The organism is Mesorhizobium kamtschaticum (genome assembly GCF_056174585.1).
On sequence record NZ_CM149691.1, the window covers coordinates 1437705 to 1458019 of the forward strand.

Consider the following 20315-nt stretch of genomic DNA (forward strand, 5'->3'; position numbering starts at 1 on the left):
CATAGTTCCCCGTCTGACATTTCTAGGAACAGCCGGCTCGACACGGCTGTCGAACAGAGGGGAATGCAATGGAAAACCGGAAGAACAAATTCCAGATAAAACGCGAAGGGATTTCGCGGCGCAACGTGCTGGAACTCGGCGCGCTGGGTCTCGCGGCGGCGATGCTGCCTGGCGCCGCCTTCGCCAAGGACAAGAAGCTGAAGGTGGCGGCGATCTTCGCCACGCCGATCGAGGAGCCATGGGACAACCAGATCCATGTCGCCCTGCAGAAGGCGCAGAAGGAACTCGGCATCGACTACAAATGGTCTGAAAAGGTGCAGACCGCCGACTTCAGCCGCGTCATGCGCGAATATGCGCAAGGCGGCTACCAGCTGGTGCTGGGCGATGCCTTCGCCGCCGAGCGCGAGTCGCGCCGCACCGCCAAGCAGTTCCCGAAGACCGCCTGGCTGTTCGGTTCGGGTGCTGGTCCCGCTGAACCCAATTTCGGCGTCTTCGACAACTGGATCCACGAGCCCGCCTATCTCTCCGGCATGATCGCCGGCAAGATGTCGAAATCGGGCACGGTCGGCGCCGTGGCGGCAATGGGCATTCCGGAAGTGAACCGGCTGGTCAACGCCTTCTTTGCCGGCGCCAAGGAGGTCAATCCGAACATCAAGAAGAAGGTCGCTTTCATCGGCTCCTTCTTCGATCCGCCCAAGGCCAAGGAAGCGGCGGTGGCGCAGATCGACGCCGGCGTCGACGTCATCTATGCCGAGCGCTTCGGTGTCATCGAAGCGGCGGTCGAGAAGAAGATCTATGCCATCTCCAACATGTCCGACCAGTCGAGCCTCGGCCCCGATACGGTCATCACCGGCCCGGTCTGGGACATGTATCCGACCGTCGAGCAGGCGATCAAACTGGTCAAGGCCGGCGTCTATACCGCGCAGGACTATGGCGATTTCTCGCGCATGGCCAAGGGCGGTTCCTATCTCGCCCCCTACCACAAGTTCGACAAGACGCTGCCGGCGGATGTCAAGGATCTGGTCGAGAAGAAGAAGGCCGAGATTCTGGAAGGCAATTTCCGGGTGGATGTCGACGAGAACACGCCGGTTTCGGATTGAGGGCCAGTTTTTAGGGGCGGTGCTAAGCGCCCCTCTCTGTCCTGCCGGACATCTCCCCCTCAAGGGGGGAGATTGGCAGCTTCACCCACGCCACTTTTCTTTCGACCTAGGAAAACTGTCGAAAGCCGAAATGACGTCCGATCTCCCCCCTGAGGGGGAGATCGCCGGCAGGCCAGAGGGGGGTGCAGCGCATCCCTGTCAAACAAAGCAAAGCCAATTCCGATCAGGAGTATCCTTGCCGACGCCCGCCCCACTCATCGAAATGCGCGGCATCACCAAGAGCTTCGGCGCCGTCAAGGCGAACGAGGCTGTCGACCTCAGCGTGGCGCCTGGCGAGATCCTCGGACTGCTGGGCGAGAACGGCGCCGGCAAGACGACGCTGATGAATGTGCTGTTCGGCGCCTATGCGCCGGATGCCGGTGAAATCCTCATCCAGGGCAGGCCGGTGCGGATCACCAGTTCGGCCGATGCGCTGGCCGCCGGCATCGGCATGGTGCACCAGCATTTTCATCTGGCGCCACGGCTGACGGTGCTGGAAAACCTGCTCATCGGCATCCCGGGCAAATCGGGACGGCTAGACCGTGCCGGCGGGTTGGCGCGTCTCGCCGAAATCAGCCGCCAGCATGGGCTGACGCTCGATCCCGACCTGCCGGTCTCGGCGTTGTCGGTCGGGGAGCAGCAGCGGCTGGAAATCGTCAAGGCGCTGTTTCGCGGCGCAAAACTGCTGATCCTCGACGAGCCGACGGCGGTGCTGGCGCCGAGCGAGGTCGACGGGTTGTTTTCGGCGTTGCGTTCGATGGCGGCGCAGGGTCTCGGCATCATCTTCATCTCGCACAAGCTTAACGAGGTGCGGGCTCTGACGCATCGCTGCACGGTGCTGCGGCTTGGCCGCGTCGCCGGCCGCGTCGATGACCCGGCCAACACGACATCGGCTGCAATGGCGCAACTGATGTGCGGCCACGAAATCGTGCCGCCGGCAAGGGGGCCGTCGACGCCCGGTGCTGATGTGCTGACGCTCGACGGCATTTCCACCTCACACCATGCAGGCACTGTGCTGCGCGACGTGTCGCTTGCCGTTCGCGCCGGCGAAATCCTCGGCATCGCTGGTGTCTCGGGCAATGGCCAGCGGGCGCTGGCGGAGGTGATCTCCGGCGTGCGTGCGCCCGATGCCGGCCGGATGGCGATTGCCGGCCAGAAGGTCAGCCGGTTCTCGCCGCGTGAGGTGCAGGCGCTTGGCCTTGGCCGCATCCCGGAAGACCGCATGACCACAGGGCTGGTCACCAATTTGCCGCTCGCCGATTCCATGGTGCTGCCGCGCATCGGCACCGCCGCCTTTTCAGCCAAGGGCCTGCTCAAGCCGGATGCCATCCGCGCTTTCGCCGAGGCGCAGATCAAGGCCTATGACATCAGGTGTCCCGGGCCGATGACCCGCGCCGGCGCGCTGTCGGGCGGCAATCTGCAAAAAGCGCTTTTGGCGCGCGAACTCGCCTTCGACCCGAAGGTGCTGATCGTGTCACAGCCGACGCGCGGCCTCGACATCGGGGCGGCACGCTTCATCCACGAAAAATTCCTCGACATGCGGGCCAAGGGCTGCGGCATCATCGTCATCGGCGAGGATCTGGAAGAACTGCTGGTGCTCTGTGATCGCATCGCAGTGATGTATGAGGGCCGCATCGTCGGCACGCTCGACAGCGCCGATGCGACGATCGCGCGGCTCGGCCTGTTGATGACCGGGGCGGAGGGTCATAGCTGATGTTTCGCCTGGAAGTCCGGACGTCAACGCCCGCCTGGTTCAATCTCGCTCTGCCCCTGCTGGCGATCGGCGCCACGCTGGTCCTATGCAGCGGCCTGATCGCGCTGGCCGGCGCCGGCGTGCTCGAATCCTATGGCGTGATGTTCACGGCATCCCTCGGTGACAGCTACGCGATCACCGAAAACACTGGTGCGCGCGGCACCGATGATCTTCACCGGGCTGGCCGTGGCCGTCGCCTTCCGGGCAAAGTTCTGGAACATCGGCGCCGAGGGGCAGTTGCTCGCCGGTGCAGTCGCCAGCTGTTTTGTCGGCGCCATCCCGATGCCGGGGCCGCTCGCCATGTTGCTGATGGCCGTGGCGGGTGCCGCGGCGGGTGCCGCCGTCGCACTGGTGCCGGCGACGCTGCGGGTAAGATTCAAGGTCGATGATGTCGTCAGTTCGCTGCTGCTGAATTCGGTCATCTACTATGCGCTGATGGCGCTGATCGAAGGGCCGTGGAAGGATAGTTTCAGCGGCTATCCGATCTCGCCGCCGATCGAGGATTCGGCCAATTTCCCGGTGCTGATCGAAGGCACGCGCCTGCATCTCGGCGTCGTCGTGGCGCTGATCGCCGCACCCTTGATCTGGTTCCTGATCGCGCGCACGACGCTCGGCTTCAAGATCAGGGTCACCGGCGAGAACCCGGAAGCGGCAAGATATGGCGGCATCAATGTTGAACGCGTGCTGCTCTCGACCGCGCTGTTGTCCGGCGCGCTGGCGGGGCTCGCCGGCGTCGGCGAAGTCGGCGGCGTGCATTTCCAGGTGATGAGCGACATCTCGCCGGGCTACGGCTATTCCGGCATCGTCGTCGCCATGCTGGCGCGGCTCAACCCGCTCGGCGTCGTACCGGCCGCGATCTTCCTTGCCGCCGTGATGACCGGCGCCGAGGCGATGTCGCGCGCGACCGGCGTCCCGGCCTTCCTCAGCGACGTCATCCAGGGCACCGCGCTGCTTGCCATGCTGGTGGCGCTGCTGTTCACCGCCTATCGCGTTCGCCGCGTCGGGGCTGCCCGATGAGCGCGGTGTTCGAACAGATTTTTCAGGTCGGCTTTTTGGCCGCCATCATCCGCATTGCCACGCCTTTGGCCTTTGCCACCCTCGGCGAAATGTTTTCCGAGCGCGCCGGCGTGCTAAATCTCGGCATCGAAGGCATCATGCTGCTCTGCGCGATGACCGGCTTCACCGCCACCAGCCTCAGCGGCAGCTTGTGGCTCGGCGTGCTGGTTGCGGTGCTGACCGGCATGCTGATGGGCGCGCTGCATGCGCTGTTCACTGTGGCTCTGGGCTTAAGCCAGCATGTCTGCGGCATCGGCGTCACTTTGTTCTCGTCGGGCCTCGCCTATTTCCTCTACCGGCTGATCTTCGGCCAGCAATCTGTGCCGCCAAGTATCAAGGGGTTTCAGACGCTGCCGATACCCGTCCTCTCCGACATTCCGGTTCTGGGGCCGGCGGTGTTCAACCAGTTCGCGCTGGTCTACATGGCGATAATCGCCATACCGCTCGCCGCCTTCGTGCTCTACCGCACGCCGTGGGGCCTGTCGGTGCGCATGGTCGGCGAGAACCCTCGCGCGGCCGACTCTGCCGGTGTCGGCGTCATTGCCACGCGCTTTCAGGCCGTCATTCTCGGCGGTGCCTTGATGGGGCTCGCCGGCGCCTTCCTGTCGATGGCGCAGTTCAACGCTTTCACCTTCGGCGTCGTCTCCGGGCGCGGTTGGGTGGCGATCGCGCTGGTCGTGTTCGGCCGCTGGGATCCGTGGCGCTCGGCAGGGGCCGCGCTGCTGTTTGCCTTCGTCGATGCCTTGCAACTGCGCATGCAGGCGAGCGGGCTCGGACATATCCCCTACGAGGCGTTCCTGATGCTGCCCTTCATCTTCACCATCGTCGCCATGGCTGTGATGTCGCGCAACGCGGTGGCGCCATCGGCGTTGTTGAAGCCGTTCCGACGCGAAGAGCGGTAGCTGCCCCTAGGACGCCTCACATCGCCGTGAAACCATTATCCACGAACAGATGTGTGCCGTTGACGAAGCTGGACTCGTCGCTGGCCAGGTAAGGCGCTGCCTTGGCCACCTCTTCCGGCTCGCCGATGCGGCCCTGCTGCGCTGCCAGCGCAGCATCGGAGACGTCGACGCCGAGCCGGCCGAGGTCGGCGACCTCGCGCAGGCCGTGCGGTGTGCGGATGAAGCCGGGGCAGACGGCGTTGCAGCGGATGTTGCGGTCGCGGAATTCGACGGCGATGGCACGGGCGAACATGTGGCAGGCGCCCTTGGTGGTGTCGTAGAGCACTTCCATTGGCGTCGCCGCCACCGCCGAGATCGACGAGGTACAGACGATCGAGCCGCCACCGGCCGCGATCATGCCGGGCAGCACGGCACGCGTCATCAGGAACATCGAACGCACATTGACCGCGTGCAGCCAATCCCATTCCTGAACCGTCGTTTCGAGGAACGGCTTTATCACGATGGTGCCGGCATGGTTGAACAGCACCGTGACCGGCCCGAGTTTCTCCGTCGCGCCTTTCACCGCCGTCTCGACCTGCGCCTCATCGGACACGTCGGCGACAAAATACTCGGCGACATGGCCGCGCGCGCGGATCGCTGCCGCCGTGGCCGCCGCCGCTTCGCCATTGCGGTCGATGATCGCCACCTTGGCGCCTTCGGCGGCGAACAGCTCCGAGGCCGCCCCGCCCATGCCCGTCGCGCCACCTGAAATGATGGCAACCTTGCCGGCCAGTCTTTCGCCCATTTTTTACTCCCGTCCCGTTTCAGTGGTTTTGTTTTCGCCCAAGGCTATCGCTTGCGCTCCGGATGGCCAAGCGAGCAACCGGCGACGGCGAATTCCTTGCCGAAACCACCGCAAACCAGTGATCCGGCTGGCTTTTTGCGCCAGCTGAACAGCCCCGGACGGGCCAAATCCCGGTAAGAAATACTCTTTCTATTCCGACAAGGAGAAATTCGTTCCAATAAATGCCAGAAAATAGCAATCGACAAAGTCTACAAGTTTTATAGATTAACGGGCGAGACGGAGGTCGATATGTCCTATATCCAGAACGCTCAGACTGACAGCAGCGGCCAGAGGCTGGCCAATGCCCAGACCTTTCGCCCGGCCTATGCCGGAGCGTTCGCCTATCTCGTCTTTGCCCTTGCGTTTGTGTTCACCGGGGCCGTTGTTCTGGGCCTTATTCCCTAAAGCACCAGGTCGACACGGGTCAGTTTCCCCGCTGTATCAAGCAATCGGAGTTGAATGAACCGGATCCCGGTGCGTTTGTGCGCGGCCGTGGTTCGAATTTCACCGCATCCATGATTCCAGAGATGGAGGAGATGACAATGCCGATCGAATTCACGCATGTCCCCGGCAAGACCGCCGCTGCCGCCACTCCCTTTTTCTATGATTTTGCCGAGACGGCGACCAAGCTCGGCCTGATCGAGGATGGTGGCTTCCAGAAGATCGTCGTCGACGATCCGGCCGGACTGCTGACCAATATGGATCTTGCCGCCCAGGTGCTGGATCGCACCTCATCGCTGGAGGTCGTGCTGACCCACTGGGCCGGCGTGGTTGAGCCCACGGTGGCGGCCCGCCAGCTGGCATCGATCGACACGAAAAGCGGCGGACGGCTGGCGCTCAGGATGATCAGCGAGCCGTTGAACGATGACGACGCCGAGTCACGGCCGGTCGGGCACACGGTTATCTGGCAGCGTATCGATGAATATCTGGTGCTTTTGAAGCGGCTATGGTCGAACGACCGGCCTTTCGATCATGAAGGCGCGTTCTACAGCATCAAGGGCGGCTATGTGCCGCGCAAGGGCCCGCATGGCGCCGATCTGACCATCCGCATGGGTGGACAGTCCGGAACGGCGCTGAAGGTGGCTGGCCGGCATGCCGATGTCTTCGAACTGACGCCGGGCTCGATCGATGAAGTCCGGCAGCTGATGGAGCGCGTGCGCGGTGCCGCGGCCGAACATGGCCGGGCGGGCAAGCTGCGCTTCGCGCTGCCGGTGCGGATTCACCGCGGCGCTGCCGCCACGGGCCAAAAGGCGGTCGACCTGTCGGGGCCGCCGGCTCAGGTCGCCTTGTCGTTGCTTGCCTATGCCGGGCTGGGGATCGATGAATTCATGATCGTCGGCGTCGACACGCTGCGGGAGATCGCCACAGTCGGCCGGGAAACGATCGCCCTGCTGCGCAATTCGCTCGCGCGGCGCGAACATGATGCCTTCCAGCCGGGGGCCTATGCGCCTCGCGCCGGGCTGGAGACGCGGGCGACGGGCTGAAGCCCGTCGATTTCCTGCAGTCTAACGCCCGTCGCCAAGCCGCGACAGGCCGTCAATGACGGCGGCTGAATCGGCCAACGCGCCGAAGACGCCGTCCTCGATCGTCACCATGTGAAGCGCCGCCTCGTGGGCTTGTCTGTCGCCGCTGGCGCAGGCATCCGAGATCGTCAGACACTGGAAATTGCGATCGCAGGCCTCGCGCAGCGTGGTGTGGACGCAGACATCGGTCGTGCATCCGGAAAACATCAGATGCGTGATGCCTTGTGCGCGCAGCACAAGCTCGAAGTCCGTATAGGTGAAGGCGCTGTTGCAGGTCTTGTCGACGATGATGTCGTCAGGCGCGACATCGATCTCCGGGACAATCTGGAATCCGGCGCCCGAGCGCAGCAGGATGTCGGTGCCGTCGAGACCGGAGCGCTTGCGGCGCCATTTCTCGTAAGGCGTCATGTCGGCCATGTCGGCGCGGTAACCCTGCCTGGTGTGGATGACCCTGACGCCAGCCTTGCGCGCGGCTGATATCAGCCGGTTCACGGTGGGCAGGATCGCCCGAAGCGGCGAGGGGTCGTATCCCTGTTTGGCAAAATAGCCTGTCGTCGACAGGAAATCCTGCTGCAGGTCGATGACGATGAGTGCGGTGTTTTCGGCCACCAGCCTGCCGTCATAGGGATAGTCGAAGGGCGTTGCCTTGATCATTATTGGCTCCCTGTTCTCGACCAACCATAATCGTTCAATGCGCCGACACCAGATGCTGGGCGTCATGAAGGCGCCGATAGGCGCCGTCGGCATGGATCAGCTCCTGGTGCGAGCCTTGCTCGACGATGCCCGATTCCGAGACGACGACAATGCGGTCGGCGCCACGGATCGTCGCCAGCCGGTGCGCGATGACGAGGGTGGTGCGGCCCTCGGCAAGCTCGGCCAGCGCCCTCTGGATCTCGCGCTCAGTCTCGGTATCGAGCGCCGAGGTCGCCTCGTCGAGGATCAGGATCGGCGGGTTCTTCAAAAACATGCGGGCGATCGCCAGCCGCTGCTTCTGGCCACCCGACAGCTTGACGCCGCGCTCGCCGATGATCGTGTCATAGCCGGCCGGCAGGCCTGCTATCATGCCGTCGAGCTGCGCCCGCCGTGCGGCGTCGGCGATCGCCTCGTCGGAGGCGCCGAGCCGGCCATAGGCGATGTTCTCGCGAACCGAACCGCCGAACAGGAACACGTCCTGCTGGACGATGCCGATCTGTCCGCGCAGCGAGGCGAGCGTCATGTCCCTGATATCGATGCCGTCGATGCTGATCTGGCCGGCGCTGACCTCGTAGAAACGCGGCAGCAGCGAGCAGATGGTGGTCTTGCCGGCGCCGGACGGGCCGACGAAGGCGATGGTCTCGCCGGCCTGGATCGTCAGGTTGACGTCCTTCAACACCGGCTTGCCGTCGCCATAGCCGAAGCTGACATTGCGGTATTCGATGTCGCCCTTGAGGCCGCTGACGGCGACGGCGCTGGGCCGGTCGGCAATGTCGGGTTCGGTGTCGAGCAGTTCCGTATAGCGCCGAAAACCGGCAATGCCCTTGGGATAGGTCTCGATCACTGAATTGATCTTCTCGATCGGCCGCACGAAGACGCCGACCAGCAGCAGGAAGCCGACAAAGCCGCCATTGCTCAACCCTCCGATGATGACGAGATAGCTGCCGGCGATCATCACCACGAGCTGGATCAGCCGGATGCCCATATAGTTCAGCGAATTCGAGGCCGACATGATGCGGTAGGCGTCGAGCTTGGTCTGGCGGTAGCGCTGGTTGTCATGCGCGAACAGCATGCGCTCATGCTCTTCGTTGGCGAAGGCCTGGACGACGCGCATGCCGCCGACATTCTCCTCGATGCGCACGTTGAAATCGCCGACTCGGCCGTAGAGCGCCTGCCAGTTGCGCTCCATGCGATCGCCATAGCGCATGGTCACCCAGGCGATCACAGGCACGATTACGGCCGTGATCAGCGCCAGATGCATGTTCACCGTGAACATCAGCACGAAAGCGCCGGCGAAGGTCATGATGGCGATGAACAGGTCTTCGGGGCCGTGATGGGCGATCTCGCCGATCTCCTCCAGATCCTTGGTGACGCGGCCGACGAGATGGCCGGTCTTGTGGTTGTCGTAGAAGCGGAACGACAGTTTCTGCAGATGGTCGAAACTCTTGCGCCGCATCTCGGTCTCGATGTTGATGCCGAGCATGTGGCCCCAATAGGTGACAACAGCCATCAGCGCGGTGTTGAGCAGATAGATCAGCAACAGGCCGACCGAGGCGATGATGATCAGCGTCCAGTCCTGGTGCGGCAGAAGCTGGTCGACGAAGGTGCGCACCGCCATGGGAAAGCCGAGCTCGAGCAGGCCGGCCAGCACGGCGCAGGAGAAGTCGAGCGCGAACAGACCCTTCCAGGGCGCGTAGTAGGATAGGAAACGTCTGATCATCGAGGTGAACCGCAGGCTGTCTTGAGGGCTGTGCCAGCCGTCATCGCTGGGCGCTCCTTACAATCGGCAGCGCATGGGCGGCAATATGCCAGCGCGGACTTCATTGCCTGCCTTTCCACATCAGCACCATGAAATAGGGGCCGCCGACGAAGGCGGCGATGAGGCCGGCCGGCACCTGCCGGGGGAAGATCAGCGTGCGGCCGGCCCAGTCGGCGGCAACCAGGATCAGTCCGCCTGCTATCGCCGAGGCCAGAAGCTGCGGCACGGCGCGGCGAAAGCCAATCATGCGGGCAAGGTGCGGCGCCATCAGGCCGACGAAACTCAGCGGCCCGATCACCAATGTCGCGGTTGCCGTCGCAAGCGCGGTGAGCGCGAGCAGGATGGCGCGAACCCGCCCTAGACGCAGGCCAAGGCCGCGCGCGGTGGTTTCGCCAAGCGGCATGATGTCGAGCCAGCGCGCCGTCAGCGGCGCCAGCGCCAGGACCAGGATGGCAACCGCTACGGCGGTGATGGCATCGGCGGATGTCGCGCGATAGGTCGACCCCGACAGCCAGGCGAGCAGGAAGTCCATGCGCGGATCGCCGCTGGCCAGAAGCAGGGAGGCGAAAGCCGAGGCGATCGTCGCCACCGCGACGCCGGCCAGCAGCAGCCGCTGCGGCGACAAGGCATTGCGCCGCCCGACCAGCACGACGATCGCCAGCGCCAGCAGCGCGCCGGCAAGGGCAGCACCCAGCATCGCGTTGCGGTCGAAGCTGGCGCTCATGAACAGCAGCGCAAGCACACCAAACGACGCGCCGCCGGAAATGCCGAGCACTTCGGGCGCGGCCATCGGGTTGCCGGTCATGCGCTGCATCAGCGTGCCGGCGACGGCAAGCAGGACGCCCGCCGACAGGGCAACGGCGACGCGGGGCACGCGCAGGGCAAGCAGCTCCATCAGATCCACTGACGAGATCCAGTGCCAGCCGCCGGCGCCACGGCCGAAACCGATGGCGACAGCGACGGCGAGGACCAGCACCAGAAGACCTATGATCAACGGCAGTCCGTTTCTCGACAGGCGCGCTGACGACACGATATCCGCCTGTGCCTCGGGCACGGTTCGCATCCGTGGCAACAGAAACAGCAGCAGCGGCGCGCCGAACAGGCAGTTGCGGTGCCGGCCGGTATTTCGGCAGTGAATGGCAGATGCTGCACCAGCCGGTCGGTGAGCCAGAGCAAGGCAGCGCCGACAGCCGGTGACCAGAACATGCGGCGGCCAAGCGTGCGCGCACCGGCCAGCCGCGCCAGCGTCGGGGCGGCCAGCGCGACGAAACCGATGACGCCGACCTCGGCGACGACCAGCGCGCTGAGCGTGACGGCGACCGCCATGCCGGCAAGGCGGATGATCGCCGGCTGGGCGCCGAGCGCAGTGGCGCCATCGTCGCTGAGATCGAGAAGACGGAGCGGATGCCAGAGGAAGAAGGCGATGCCGATGCCCGCAAGCAGTCCCGGCGCCAGGCTGATGACGGCGGCGTCGCCATTCTGCACCAGCGAGCCGCTCTGCCAGATGAACAGCTCCTCGGTGTATTCGCGGTTGAGCGCCATCAGCAGCGCGCCGGCCGAACCGAAGGTGAGGCTGACGATGAGCCCGGCGATGATGATCGACACCGGCGAGAAGCTGCGTCCGCGCACCAGCGCGAAGACGGCTAGCGTGGCGAGCGCACCGCCAGCCAGCGCGATGCCTTCGCGGCCCCCTTCCAGCAGCCATGGGGCGTAGAGCGTGGCGGCCGCCAGAGCGAGGCTCGCTCCGGCATTGGTGCCGATCGTGGTTGGCTCGGCCAGCGGATTGCGCAGCACATGCTGCATGATGACGCCGGCAAGACCGAGCGCCGCGCCGGCCAGCACACTGACGGCAAGGCGCGGCAGGAAGGCATAGCGGTAGAGTAGCTGTGCCGGATCGGATGTATCGGGAGCATTGAGCGCGGCCAACCACAGACCTCGCGGCAGCAAATGAGCGAGGTCGAAACCGGTCAATACCAGCGCCAGGGCCGCCGGCGCGATCACCAGCAGGACGAGCGCCCCGAGACCATCCCTCGGCTGCGTCAGTGGCAAGGTGGAGGATGTCATGACGTCGCGGCCATGAAGCTGGCGAAACGCCCGGCGGCGGCGAGCCCGCCAAACGGCCAGACCGGCGGGATGGTCCGCACGTGGCCATTCCTGACGCAAGGCAGGCTGGCCCAGAGCGAGCTGCGCGCAATCCGGATTTTTATGTGCGGCGGAATCGGGTCGAGCGAGATCAGCCGGGCATCGCCGACAGCGACGAGTTGCTCGATGCCGACGGTCGAAAACCCCCATTCATTGGTGGCGCCGGTCCAGGCATTGACGAGGCCGAGCCGGTCGAGAACATCCTGCAGCAGGCTGCCGGCGCCGTAGACGCGGACATGGCGGTCGTCGAACAGGCTGACGACGCAGAGCGGCTTTTGCGGCTTTTGCGCCAGGGAGGTGCGTACCTGTGCGATCGAGGCTTCGACGCGCTCGATAAGGCCGCTGGCCTCCGCTCCGCGACCGAGCAATTCGCCAAGCTGCAGCGTCACCTCTCGCGCCTGTTCATAGGGTGCGGCCTTGCCGCTGTAGAAGGGCACGTTGAAGGTCGGCGCCAGCCTGGTGAAGCTGCTCTCGTCCAGCCCATAGCCATAGGCGCCGACGATCATGTCCGGCCGCAATTCCCGGAGCAGTTCGAGATTGGGTTCGCTGCGCGACCCCAGGTCGATCGTGGCTTGCGGCAATGCCGGACCCTGTACCCAGTCGCCATAGCCCCTGGTGTCGCCGACGGCGATCGGCGCCGCGCCGAGCGAGACCACCATTTCGGCAGATGTCCATTCCAGGCAGACGATGCGGGTTGGTGCCGCGGCACGCGCCATGGCGCCCTGCAGGACAAGGCCAGTCGTGGCCAGGCCAGCCAGACATTGGCGCCGTGTCAGCGCCGCCATTTTGGCCCGGCCCGCCACATCGCTTCTACCATGTGTATTTCACCGAACCGTTGATCCTGCGGCCTTCGCCGTAGAAGCAGCCGAAGCCCGAGGAGAAACAGGAGGCGACATAGCGCTTGTCGAACAGATTGCTGACGTTGAAGCTCAGCGTTGCGTTCTGCCAGGTGTAATGCACGGCCGCGTCGGCGAGCACGACCGATGGAACCTTGAACGTGTTGGCATCGTCGCCATAGGTCGAGCCGACATAGCGGACGCCGGCACCCAGGCCGAGACCTTCCAATTTGCCACTCATGAAGGTGTAATTGGCCCACAGCGAAGCCGAATGCGTCGGGACGCCGAAAGGCGTGTTGCCCTGGTTGCTTGTGCCGTCGTCGTTGATGCTGGTCGGGCTGGTGATCTTGGTGTCGAGATAGGTATAGGCGGCCCTCAGGTCGACGCCGGAATCAAGGCTCGCCACAGCTTCCAGCTCAATGCCGCGCGAGCGGATCTCGCCGGTCTGGAAGATGTCGTCGGGGCGACCGGTGCCGCCATAGCGCACGACATTCTGCCGCGTCAGGTCGAAGGCCGAAGCGGTGATAAAGGAATTCCAGCCGACCGGCTGGTATTTCAGGCCGATCTCGTACTGTTTGCCGGTCTCGGGCACGAACAGCGTGCCGTTGCTGTCCGCGCCGGCCACCGGCTGGAACGATTCGGAATAGCTGACGTAAGGGGCAAGGCCATTGTCAGCGAGATAGACGAGGCCCGCCCGGCTGGTGAGGGCGTTGTCCTTTTGCTCGGGAATGTAGCCGCCGGCCAGATTGTCGTAGACCTTGGCGTCAGCCCAGTCCTGGCGGCCGCCCAGCGTCAGCCGCCAGTTGCCCAGCTTGATCTGATCCTGCGCATAGAGGCCGACCTGCTGCTGGGTGGTGTCTGTGTCGTTATAGGGGGTCAAACCGGTGACCGGGCTGCCATAGACCGGGTTGAAGATGTCGATCGTTCCGACGTCGGCTGACGAAGCATAGTCGCGGTAGGTGTAGCGTTTGTAGTCGAGACCGACGAGCAGTGTGTGGGCGAGCGGGCCGGTGTCGAAATCGGCCTGCGCCTGGTTGTCGATGGTCACGCCGCTGAGCTTGGTGCCGCCGGCATCGGCGTAGCGGGAATATTTGCCATAGAGCGGAGTTCCGGGTTCGGCAGTCTCGTCCTCCAGCCCGGCGCCGAAAACACCTTCCTCGGTATGGGTCAGGTACACATAGCGAGCATGCTGGCGGACCTGCCACGTCTCGTTGAAACGGTGCTCGAACTCGTAACCGATCGACGCCTGATCATTGTTGTAACTGTCGAAGCCTGGTTCGCCGACGAACATGCTGTTCGGCAGGAAGTTGCCTTCTTTGTTCGGCGTGACCGTGCCATACGCAGGCAGGTACTGCATCGCCCATCCCGAGCGGTCGCGCTGATAGTTGGCGAGGATGGTCAGGCTGGTGTCGGCATCGGGCTGCCAGGTGATCGCCGGGGCGATGAAGATGCGGTCGCCTTTGACGAAGTCGGTCTGCGTGTCGCCCATATGGGCAGCGCCGGTCAGGCGAAACAGCAGCGACTTGTCGGCGTTGACCGCGCCGCTTAAATCGAACTTGCCTTCATAGTGATTGAAGCCGCCGCCGCCGAATTCGACCTCGCGCAGGGTCTCTTCGGTCGGTCGCTTGCTGACATAGTTGATGATGCCGCCGGGGCTTGCCTGGCCGTAGAGCACGGATGCCGGTCCGCGCAACACTTCGTAACGCTCGGCGCCGTAGGAATCGAGCGCGGTGAAGAGCGTGAAATTGCTTTCCTTTAGCTGCAGCCCATCCCTGTAGAAGACGCCATTGGCGTTCGAAATGCCGCGCAGTTGCAGGCCGAGGCCGCGATTGTCGGTGCCGTAGAGATCGCCGGTGGCGCCGGGCATGTAGCGCAGGACACCGCCGAGATTGTCGACGGCCTGCGCCTTGATCTGGTCCTTGGTGATCACCGAGATCGACTGCGGCGTCTCGATCAGCGGCGTGTCGGTCTTGGTGCCAGTGGAGCCCTTGCTGGCGACATAGCCCTTGACCGGACCAAAGGCGCTCTCGACTCGGTCCTGGACGTTGATCGGATCAAGCGTGGTGGCCTCGTCCTGGGCGAGCGCATGACCGCAGCCCAACAGGGCCGGCAGCGCTGTCGTTGCGATCAGCAGGCCTTTGCGCGCAAGTCCATTTCGCCAGCTTGGTTCCCGTCCACTGATCATCCGCTGCACCCCTGCTTTTGCGAATTTCGCCGCGATATCGACTGCCACGACGATTTGTTGATTGTTGCAGTCATCTTCAATGTTGACTAGTAAGGTCATGTTTCATAGTCAACCGGACATTGGACCGCCGAGGCCAGAAATTGGAAATGCGGCCGGCCGACCTGGAGAAAATCATGGCTGGAGCTGAGACTGCCTTTCAAATCGACGCGGTGCGGTTTGCCGTCGGCGAGCGGACGCTGCTCGGTCCGGTCTCGCTCGAATTGCAGCGCTCGCGCGTCTATGGGCTGATCGGCCACAATGGTTCGGGCAAGTCGACGCTGATCAAGCTGCTGGCCCGTCAGCAGCCGGCAAGCTCGGGTGCCATCACTTTTGCCAAGCGACCGTTGCCGCAATGGGGCGCCCGCGAGCTCGCCCGTGCGCTTGCCTATCTGCCGCAGACGACGCCGGCCGCAACGGGCCTCACCGTGCGCGAACTGGCGACGCTCGGGCGCTACCCCTGGCATGGCGCGCTTGGCCGCTTCAGCGCGGAAGACCGGCGGCATGTCGAGGAGGCGCTGGCGCTGACCGATATGGACGGTTTCGCCGACCGGCTGGTGGACGAATTGTCCGGCGGCGAACGGCAGCGCGCCTGGCTCGCCATGCTGGTGGCGCAGAATGCCGGCGTCATGCTGCTCGACGAGCCGATCGCGGCGCTCGACATCGCCCATCAGGTCGAGGTGCTGGGGCTGGTCAAGGAGCTCAGCCGCAAACGCGACCTCTGCGTCGTCGTGGTGCTGCACGATCCCAACATGGCGGCGCGCTATTGCGACGAGCTGATCGCGCTCAAGGACGGCAAGCTGCTGACCCGCGGCGCACCAGGCGAAATCATGCGGGGCGACGTGCTCAAGGGCATTTTCGGCGTGGAGATGGGCGTGTTCGCGCACCCGGTCACCGGCCAACCCGTCGGCTATGTGCAGTGACGAGATTTGATGCGGTGACGGAAGCGGCTGGCCGCTGTGAGAACAAGGAAGAAGCTGTTGTCTAGAACTCGTTTGTTGGCGGCGTTGGTCGCATCGGTGATCCTGGCGGGCGGTAGCGCCACGGCCCAGGAGCAACCGGCCGGCGCTGCCCCGGCGGCCGAGGCCCCTGCCGCGCCGGCAGCGGTGGCACCTGCTGCGCCCGTTGCACCGGTATCCACCACACCTACACCCGCTACACCGGCGGCGGCACCGGCCACGGTGGCGCCCGCCCAGCCCGGCGGCCAGCCGGCCGCGGCAGCGCCGGCTGGGGCCGGACCTGCAGGGGCGATGGAGCTGAACCTGCCGCACGATTTGTCGCCGTGGGGCATGTTCATGGCCGCCGACATCATCGTGAAGGCGGTGATGATCGGACTGGCCTTCGCCTCGCTCGTCACCTGGACGATATGGCTGGCCAAATCGCTGGAGATCTTTGGCGGCAAGCTGCGCATCAGCCGTGCCGTGCGCGCGATCGGCGATGCCGCGACGCTGAAGCAGGCCAGCCGCGCGCTCGACCGCAGCGGCGGTCCCGGCGCGCTGCTGGTGCGGGCGGCGGAGGAAGAGGCTGCACTCTCGGCCGGTGCGCTCGACCATGTCGGCGGTGACGGACTGAAGGAAAGGGTCGCCTCGCGGCTGTCGCGCATCGAGGCGGCGGCGTCGCGGCGCATGTCGCGCGGCACCGGCGTGCTGGCGACGATCGGCTCCACCGCGCCTTTCGTCGGCCTGTTCGGCACGGTCTGGGGCATCATGAACGCCTTCATCGGCATTTCACAGGCGCAGACCACCAATCTGGCCGTGGTCGCGCCGGGCATCGCCGAAGCGCTGCTCGCCACCGCCATGGGCCTCGTCGCGGCAATTCCGGCGGTGGTGATCTACAACGTCTTCGCCCGTTCGATAGCCGGCTACCGTCAGATCGTCGCCGATGCCTCGGCGGGCGTCGAGAGGCTGGTCAGCCGCGACCTGGATTTCCGCACGGTCGCGCCGGCGACGGCGCTGGCGGCGGAGTAGCGACGCCATGGGAAGCAGAATCCGACAAACCATGGACGACGATCTCGAGGAGAGTCACGAGATCAACGTCACGCCCTTCATCGACGTCATCCTGGTGCTGCTGATCATCTTCATGGTCGCCGCACCGCTGGCGACGGTGGACGTCAATGTCGACCTGCCGGGCTCGACGGCAACACCCGCGCCCCGGCCCGAAACGCCGCTGTTCCTGACCTTGAAGGATGATCTCACGCTGGCGATCGGCAATGACACCGTGCCGCGCCCAGCTTTTGCCGCCACGCTGGACAGCAGGACCAAGGGCGACAAGCAGACGCGCATCTTCCTGCGCGCCGACAAGGCGGTCGCCTATGGCGACCTGATGGAGGCGATGAACCTGTTGCGCGGCGCCGGCTATCTGAAGATCGCGCTGGTCGGCCTGGAGACGGCGCCCACGGCCGACGCCCCGGCACCCGCCCCAGCGGGAGCGGCCGTGCCATGACGCAGTCCGCCGCCTTGCCCACGGTACAGCTGTCGCGCTTCGGCTGGCGCGATCTTGGCCTGTGGACAGGGGCAGCGGTGCTGGTGCTTGGCGCCCACGTCGCGGTCGCCTATGCGGTGCAGAGCTTCAGTCCGATCGAGACGGATGGCGGGCCGCCGCCGGCCCCAGTGATCGAAATGGCGCCGATGGTGGTGACGCCGGCAGTGCCCGAACAGGCCGCGATGCTGGATGCGGCGCTGCCCGACCAGACCGAGCCCGTCGAGGAGACCGAAAAGGTCACTGCGGCCGAGCCCGAGAAAGTGATTGAACAAGCCGAACCGACCGTCGAGCCACCGGACACGGTGCCGCCCGACGAGACCGAGCCGACAGAGACAACCGAGGCCGAACCGGTCGATCAGCCCCCGGATGAGGTCATTCCCGACGTCGTCGAGGCCGTGACGCCAGAGGTTGCCGTTCCGCTGCCGCAGCCAAAGCCGGTCGAGGAGGCCAAGGATAAGAAACCGGTCCAGGCCAAGGCGAAGAAGCCGGTCGAAAGGCCCAAGCCAAAGCCAAAGAAAGAAAAGGCCGAGCCGGCAAAGACGGTCGCCACCGCAAGCGCGGAGACAAAGCCGGCGGCCAGGGCGGCCGCGCCGAAATCGGCGGCCGGGGTCTCAGGCGTCAGCCCGGCCAAGTGGGAATCCCGGCTGACGGCATGGATCAATCGGCACAAGCGCTATCCCAGCGCCGCGAAATCCAGGCACGCGCAGGGCAATGTAAACGTGACCTTCACGGTGGATGCATCCGGCCGGGTGCTATCGGCCCGCGTGGCCCGTTCTTCAGGCGATGCTGACCTCGACCGCGCTGCACTCGCCGTGCTGCAGGGCGCAACGGTGCCGGCACCGCCGCCGGAACTCGGGTCGCGCGTCAGCCGCACGGCGCCGTTCGTGTTCAATTTGCGGGATTAGTGCGGCTCAGCTCATCGACTGGCACAGCGCTTCGACCTGCTCCAGGTAGAAGCGGCATTTCGTACGCAGCGTCCTGAGGTTCGGGTCGTCGGCGCCATTGATCTCGATGGTCTGCATCATGAAGTCGAAATGGACATGAAAGGCGTCCGCCGCGCCCCAGAGGCTGTCGGCTTGCCAGGTGTCGGCCATCGCCAGGGAAATCAGGTGCCGGGCCTCGAGGCGCGCGGCATCCGGCGATGCCGGCCGGCTGCCGATCAGGAGTTGGAGCCGACCGAAGACGCTGTCCCTGGCGTCGGCGCTCCTGATGGGTGCGATCATGTTCATTGGCGGGTCCCCCTCAGTCTTTATGCTCAATGTGAATTTTGCGGGCTGCTGGCGATCAAGGCAGGGATCGCGGCGGTGTCGGATGGCCGACCCCTGATGATGTTGGCGAGCTCTGCGTCGGCCTGCTCGAACCAGTAGACAGTGTTGGGGCGATCAAGGTCGGCTGCGGCCTTTTTCAGGAGGGGGCAGCAGGCTTTGCAGCGCACACAGTGTCTCCACCGGTTCGGCCGCGAGCCGGCCGGCGCGCACAAGGCTGACGGTTGCATCCGCTACGCTCTCCTTGGCTGAGCGTGGCTTTCCTTTGCATTCGGCTTGGGATGCATCGGGTTGCCGCTGAGCTGCGCATGCCTTGCCGGCCGCGCGCCGCGCAGGACATCGAAGGCTTCGGCATAGGCCATGCCCAAGAGATAGGAGATCATGGGAAAACGGCTTGCTTCGGCCATCTGCACCAGCTCATTGCTCATCGATGCGATATATTGAAGACTATCGATCTCTGACTGACGTAGGGTCTGATTTGGCACGTTCTTCTCCTGTCATCTAGTGGAACTCAGGGAACGCGTACTGGTTGCACTGGACATAATAAGATGGCTAATTAATCGACTGACCCGCCGAATGCGGGCTTGGTTCCGGGGTCGAGAGTGTCAACGCATAGATGGGTGCGTCGGTAAGGCGGTCGAGGCCGAGAAGACGCTTGATCGCCGAATGGCTGAGCGCTGCCGTGGGGCAGGCCGACAGGCCATGCCTGGTCGCCGCCAGCATCATGTTCTGGCCGATATGGCCGGCCTCGATCAGCACGACGCGATAGGCGTTGGCATCCTCATATTTCCACATGGTGCGGTCGAGCCTGGCGCAAAGCAGGATCAGGCAAGGCATGGCATCAGCCCAGTCCTGTCCGCCGACCAGTTCGGAGATCTTCGGCAGATGGTTGGCCGAGATCCTGCCAAGGTCGTGATCGGCGGCGGAATAATGATAGACGCCGGGCTCCAGACCCTCGACGCCAAGCGCAACCACATAGGCCTCGTAGGGGTTCCGGGCGCCGCCCGAAGGGGTCATGCCCAGCGGCAGGGCGCCGACGCAATTGCGGGTCTCGCCGGTAATGCCCATGCCGGCGAACAGGCAGTCGGAGAGCTGCTGGGCGGTGATGGTGGGCGCGGCCGCGGTGCGGTTGGTGCGGCGCCGCGCCATCAGGCTCAGAAGCTCGTTGTCGTCGAGTGCATTCGGCAGCGCAATGGCGCCGGTGGCATTCTTGAGCACGAGGTCGGGCTGCGCGGCGTGACCGGCGCGTTCGATCTGGCGTGCCTCGGCCTGTTCAATGGTCATGAACTCTGCGTCCTGGACGCAGAAATGCATCAGCGCGGTCGGGATGCCCCAGTTCCACTGTCCGGAAAATTTTGTTTCCTGTTCGGCCAACGGCGAGCCGGCGGTGACCAGGGCAGAAAAATCAAGCAATTGCGGGACGACGGCATTGAGGTCGGACTTCGACCATCCGTGGGCGCGTGCGATTTCCGCCGTGGAGGCCCATTCGTCCCACGATGCAAGAAGGCCGATCACCTCGGGGCTGCATTCGAAGACGCTTCTGGTCAGGAAGTTGCAGGCCGTGACCTTGTTGGTCCCGGGATAGAAGACAAGCGTTTTTGAAGAGCGCATTTTCATGATGCTGAATGCCGTTTTGTGAATGTGAGGCGCCGACAGGCGAAAGCCCATCGGCGCCGAACGACTTCAGCGCTTGTTGTAGTGCATGCCCTGCGAGAAGAAGAC

At 64.6% G+C, this 20315-nt stretch carries 19 protein-coding genes and 1 pseudogene; 10 read left to right on the forward strand and 10 right to left on the reverse strand.

Annotation, left to right across the window (positions count from 1 at the left end; genetic code table 11):
* Positions 1-68: 68 nt before the first annotated feature.
* The 4 genes and pseudogenes from AC0V7N_RS06995 (at position 69) to AC0V7N_RS07010 (ending at position 4850) form a co-directional block, all read left to right on the forward strand.
* Positions 69-1100 (forward strand): BMP family protein, encoded by a 1032-nt coding sequence (locus tag AC0V7N_RS06995; RefSeq protein WP_475455948.1) that lies wholly within the window; start codon positions 69-71, stop codon positions 1098-1100.
* A gap of 262 nt (positions 1101-1362) precedes the next feature.
* Positions 1363-2853 (forward strand): ABC transporter ATP-binding protein, encoded by a 1491-nt coding sequence (locus tag AC0V7N_RS07000; RefSeq protein ID WP_475460231.1) that lies wholly within the window; start codon positions 1363-1365, stop codon positions 2851-2853.
* Positions 2853-3909, forward strand: a pseudogene (locus AC0V7N_RS07005) (ABC transporter permease). Before AC0V7N_RS07000 ends, AC0V7N_RS07005 begins: the two are co-directional and overlap by 1 nt.
* Positions 3906-4850 carry an ABC transporter permease gene (locus AC0V7N_RS07010; RefSeq protein ID WP_475455952.1) on the forward strand — a complete coding sequence of 315 codons (945 nt, stop codon included), beginning with the start codon at positions 3906-3908 and terminating at the stop codon, positions 4848-4850. Before AC0V7N_RS07005 ends, AC0V7N_RS07010 begins: the two are co-directional and overlap by 4 nt.
* A 16-nt stretch (positions 4851-4866) precedes the next feature.
* Here the strand turns inward: AC0V7N_RS07010 and AC0V7N_RS07015 are convergent, their stop codons facing one another.
* Positions 4867-5634, reverse strand: a complete 768-nt coding sequence (locus AC0V7N_RS07015; RefSeq protein WP_475455954.1) for an SDR family NAD(P)-dependent oxidoreductase — start codon at positions 5632-5634, stop codon at positions 4867-4869.
* 288 nt (positions 5635-5922) lie between these two features.
* Here AC0V7N_RS07015 and AC0V7N_RS07020 point away from each other — a divergent pair, with 288 nt between their 5' ends.
* Both AC0V7N_RS07020 and AC0V7N_RS07025 read left to right on the forward strand, forming a co-directional pair.
* Positions 5923-6078 (forward strand): hypothetical protein, encoded by a 156-nt coding sequence (locus AC0V7N_RS07020; RefSeq protein WP_010912229.1) that lies wholly within the window; start codon positions 5923-5925, stop codon positions 6076-6078.
* 137 nt (positions 6079-6215) lie between these two features.
* Positions 6216-7157, forward strand: coding sequence for an LLM class flavin-dependent oxidoreductase (locus AC0V7N_RS07025; protein ID WP_475455956.1), 942 nt, complete (start codon positions 6216-6218; stop codon positions 7155-7157).
* 21 nt (positions 7158-7178) lie between these two features.
* On the opposite strand, the gene AC0V7N_RS07030 is transcribed toward AC0V7N_RS07025, so the two are convergent.
* The 6 genes from AC0V7N_RS07030 to AC0V7N_RS07055 all read right to left on the reverse strand — a co-directional run bounded on the left by AC0V7N_RS07030 (position 7179) and on the right by AC0V7N_RS07055 (position 14811).
* Entirely contained in the window at positions 7179-7850 is a 672-nt protein-coding gene (locus AC0V7N_RS07030; RefSeq protein WP_475455958.1) for a cysteine hydrolase family protein, read from the reverse strand.
* Positions 7851-7884: 34 nt separating this feature from the next.
* Entirely contained in the window at positions 7885-9609 is a 1725-nt protein-coding gene (locus AC0V7N_RS07035) for an ABC transporter transmembrane domain-containing protein (RefSeq protein ID WP_496627764.1), read from the reverse strand.
* A gap of 100 nt (positions 9610-9709) precedes the next feature.
* Positions 9710-10678 (reverse strand): iron chelate uptake ABC transporter family permease subunit, encoded by a 969-nt coding sequence (locus AC0V7N_RS07040; RefSeq protein ID WP_475455962.1) that lies wholly within the window; start codon positions 10676-10678, stop codon positions 9710-9712.
* Positions 10639-11712 carry an iron chelate uptake ABC transporter family permease subunit gene (locus tag AC0V7N_RS07045; RefSeq protein ID WP_475455964.1) on the reverse strand — a complete coding sequence of 358 codons (1074 nt, stop codon included), beginning with the start codon at positions 11710-11712 and terminating at the stop codon, positions 10639-10641. The genes AC0V7N_RS07040 and AC0V7N_RS07045 overlap by 40 nt, the downstream gene beginning before the upstream one ends.
* The gene (locus AC0V7N_RS07050) at positions 11709-12575 is read right to left on the reverse strand and encodes an ABC transporter substrate-binding protein (protein WP_475455966.1); all 867 of its coding nucleotides are present in this window, start codon (positions 12573-12575) and stop codon (positions 11709-11711) included. The genes AC0V7N_RS07045 and AC0V7N_RS07050 overlap by 4 nt, the downstream gene beginning before the upstream one ends.
* Before the next feature lie 25 nt (positions 12576-12600).
* Positions 12601-14811, reverse strand: a complete 2211-nt coding sequence (locus tag AC0V7N_RS07055; RefSeq protein WP_475455968.1) for a TonB-dependent siderophore receptor — start codon at positions 14809-14811, stop codon at positions 12601-12603.
* Between the two features lie 173 nt (positions 14812-14984).
* Between AC0V7N_RS07055 and AC0V7N_RS07060 the strand changes: the two genes are divergently transcribed.
* Genes AC0V7N_RS07060 through AC0V7N_RS07075 form a run of 4 tightly spaced genes read left to right on the forward strand, consistent with a single transcriptional unit; the run spans position 14985 to position 18233 of the window.
* A complete protein-coding gene (locus AC0V7N_RS07060; protein ID WP_475455970.1) occupies positions 14985-15770 on the forward strand; it encodes an ATP-binding cassette domain-containing protein in 786 nt (261 codons plus the stop codon).
* A 57-nt stretch (positions 15771-15827) separates the two neighbouring features.
* Positions 15828-16814: a tonB-system energizer ExbB gene (gene exbB / locus AC0V7N_RS07065; RefSeq protein WP_475455972.1), complete on the forward strand. Its 987-nt coding sequence runs from the start codon at positions 15828-15830 to the stop codon at positions 16812-16814.
* Positions 16815-16821: 7 nt separating this feature from the next.
* Positions 16822-17289 (forward strand): TonB system transport protein ExbD, encoded by a 468-nt coding sequence (gene exbD / locus AC0V7N_RS07070; protein ID WP_475455974.1) that lies wholly within the window; start codon positions 16822-16824, stop codon positions 17287-17289.
* Positions 17286-18233: a TonB family protein gene (locus tag AC0V7N_RS07075; protein ID WP_496627765.1), complete on the forward strand. Its 948-nt coding sequence runs from the start codon at positions 17286-17288 to the stop codon at positions 18231-18233. The genes exbD and AC0V7N_RS07075 overlap by 4 nt, the downstream gene beginning before the upstream one ends.
* A 6-nt stretch (positions 18234-18239) precedes the next feature.
* On the opposite strand, the gene AC0V7N_RS07080 is transcribed toward AC0V7N_RS07075, so the two are convergent.
* From AC0V7N_RS07080 to AC0V7N_RS07090, 3 genes are all read right to left on the reverse strand, one after another.
* Positions 18240-18557, reverse strand: coding sequence for a hypothetical protein (locus AC0V7N_RS07080; RefSeq protein ID WP_475455978.1), 318 nt, complete (start codon positions 18555-18557; stop codon positions 18240-18242).
* A 269-nt stretch (positions 18558-18826) separates the two neighbouring features.
* On the reverse strand, positions 18827-19078 hold the full coding sequence (locus AC0V7N_RS07085) for a hypothetical protein (protein ID WP_475455982.1): 252 nt from the start codon (positions 19076-19078) through the stop codon (positions 18827-18829).
* A gap of 67 nt (positions 19079-19145) precedes the next feature.
* Complete coding sequence (locus AC0V7N_RS07090) at positions 19146-20204, reverse strand: SagB/ThcOx family dehydrogenase (RefSeq protein ID WP_475455984.1); 1059 nt, start codon at positions 20202-20204, stop codon at positions 19146-19148.
* Positions 20205-20315: the final 111 nt, after the last annotated feature.

What these genes read in the sequence shown, in the direction of transcription:
- AC0V7N_RS06995 (WP_475455948.1), top strand. Translation starts at nt 69, where the DNA reads ATGGAAAACCGGAAGAACAAATTCCAGATAAAACGCGAAGGGATTTCG.
- AC0V7N_RS07000 (WP_475460231.1), top strand. Translation starts at nt 1,363, where the DNA reads ATGCGCGGCATCACCAAGAGCTTCGGCGCCGTCAAGGCGAACGAGGCT.
- AC0V7N_RS07010 (WP_475455952.1), top strand. Translation starts at nt 3,906, where the DNA reads ATGAGCGCGGTGTTCGAACAGATTTTTCAGGTCGGCTTTTTGGCCGCC.
- AC0V7N_RS07015 (WP_475455954.1), bottom strand. Translation starts at nt 5,634, where the DNA reads ATGGGCGAAAGACTGGCCGGCAAGGTTGCCATCATTTCAGGTGGCGCG.
- AC0V7N_RS07020 (WP_010912229.1), top strand. Translation starts at nt 5,923, where the DNA reads ATGTCCTATATCCAGAACGCTCAGACTGACAGCAGCGGCCAGAGGCTG.
- AC0V7N_RS07025 (WP_475455956.1), top strand. Translation starts at nt 6,216, where the DNA reads ATGCCGATCGAATTCACGCATGTCCCCGGCAAGACCGCCGCTGCCGCC.
- AC0V7N_RS07030 (WP_475455958.1), bottom strand. Translation starts at nt 7,850, where the DNA reads ATGATCAAGGCAACGCCCTTCGACTATCCCTATGACGGCAGGCTGGTG.
- AC0V7N_RS07035 (WP_496627764.1), bottom strand. Translation starts at nt 9,609, where the DNA reads ATGATCAGACGTTTCCTATCCTACTACGCGCCCTGGAAGGGTCTGTTC.
- AC0V7N_RS07045 (WP_475455964.1), bottom strand. Translation starts at nt 11,712, where the DNA reads ATGACATCCTCCACCTTGCCACTGACGCAGCCGAGGGATGGTCTCGGG.
- AC0V7N_RS07050 (WP_475455966.1), bottom strand. Translation starts at nt 12,575, where the DNA reads ATGGCGGCGCTGACACGGCGCCAATGTCTGGCTGGCCTGGCCACGACT.
- AC0V7N_RS07055 (WP_475455968.1), bottom strand. Translation starts at nt 14,811, where the DNA reads ATGATCAGTGGACGGGAACCAAGCTGGCGAAATGGACTTGCGCGCAAA.
- AC0V7N_RS07060 (WP_475455970.1), top strand. Translation starts at nt 14,985, where the DNA reads ATGGCTGGAGCTGAGACTGCCTTTCAAATCGACGCGGTGCGGTTTGCC.
- exbD (WP_475455974.1), top strand. Translation starts at nt 16,822, where the DNA reads ATGGGAAGCAGAATCCGACAAACCATGGACGACGATCTCGAGGAGAGT.
- AC0V7N_RS07075 (WP_496627765.1), top strand. Translation starts at nt 17,286, where the DNA reads ATGACGCAGTCCGCCGCCTTGCCCACGGTACAGCTGTCGCGCTTCGGC.
- AC0V7N_RS07080 (WP_475455978.1), bottom strand. Translation starts at nt 18,557, where the DNA reads ATGAACATGATCGCACCCATCAGGAGCGCCGACGCCAGGGACAGCGTC.
- AC0V7N_RS07090 (WP_475455984.1), bottom strand. Translation starts at nt 20,204, where the DNA reads ATGCGCTCTTCAAAAACGCTTGTCTTCTATCCCGGGACCAACAAGGTC.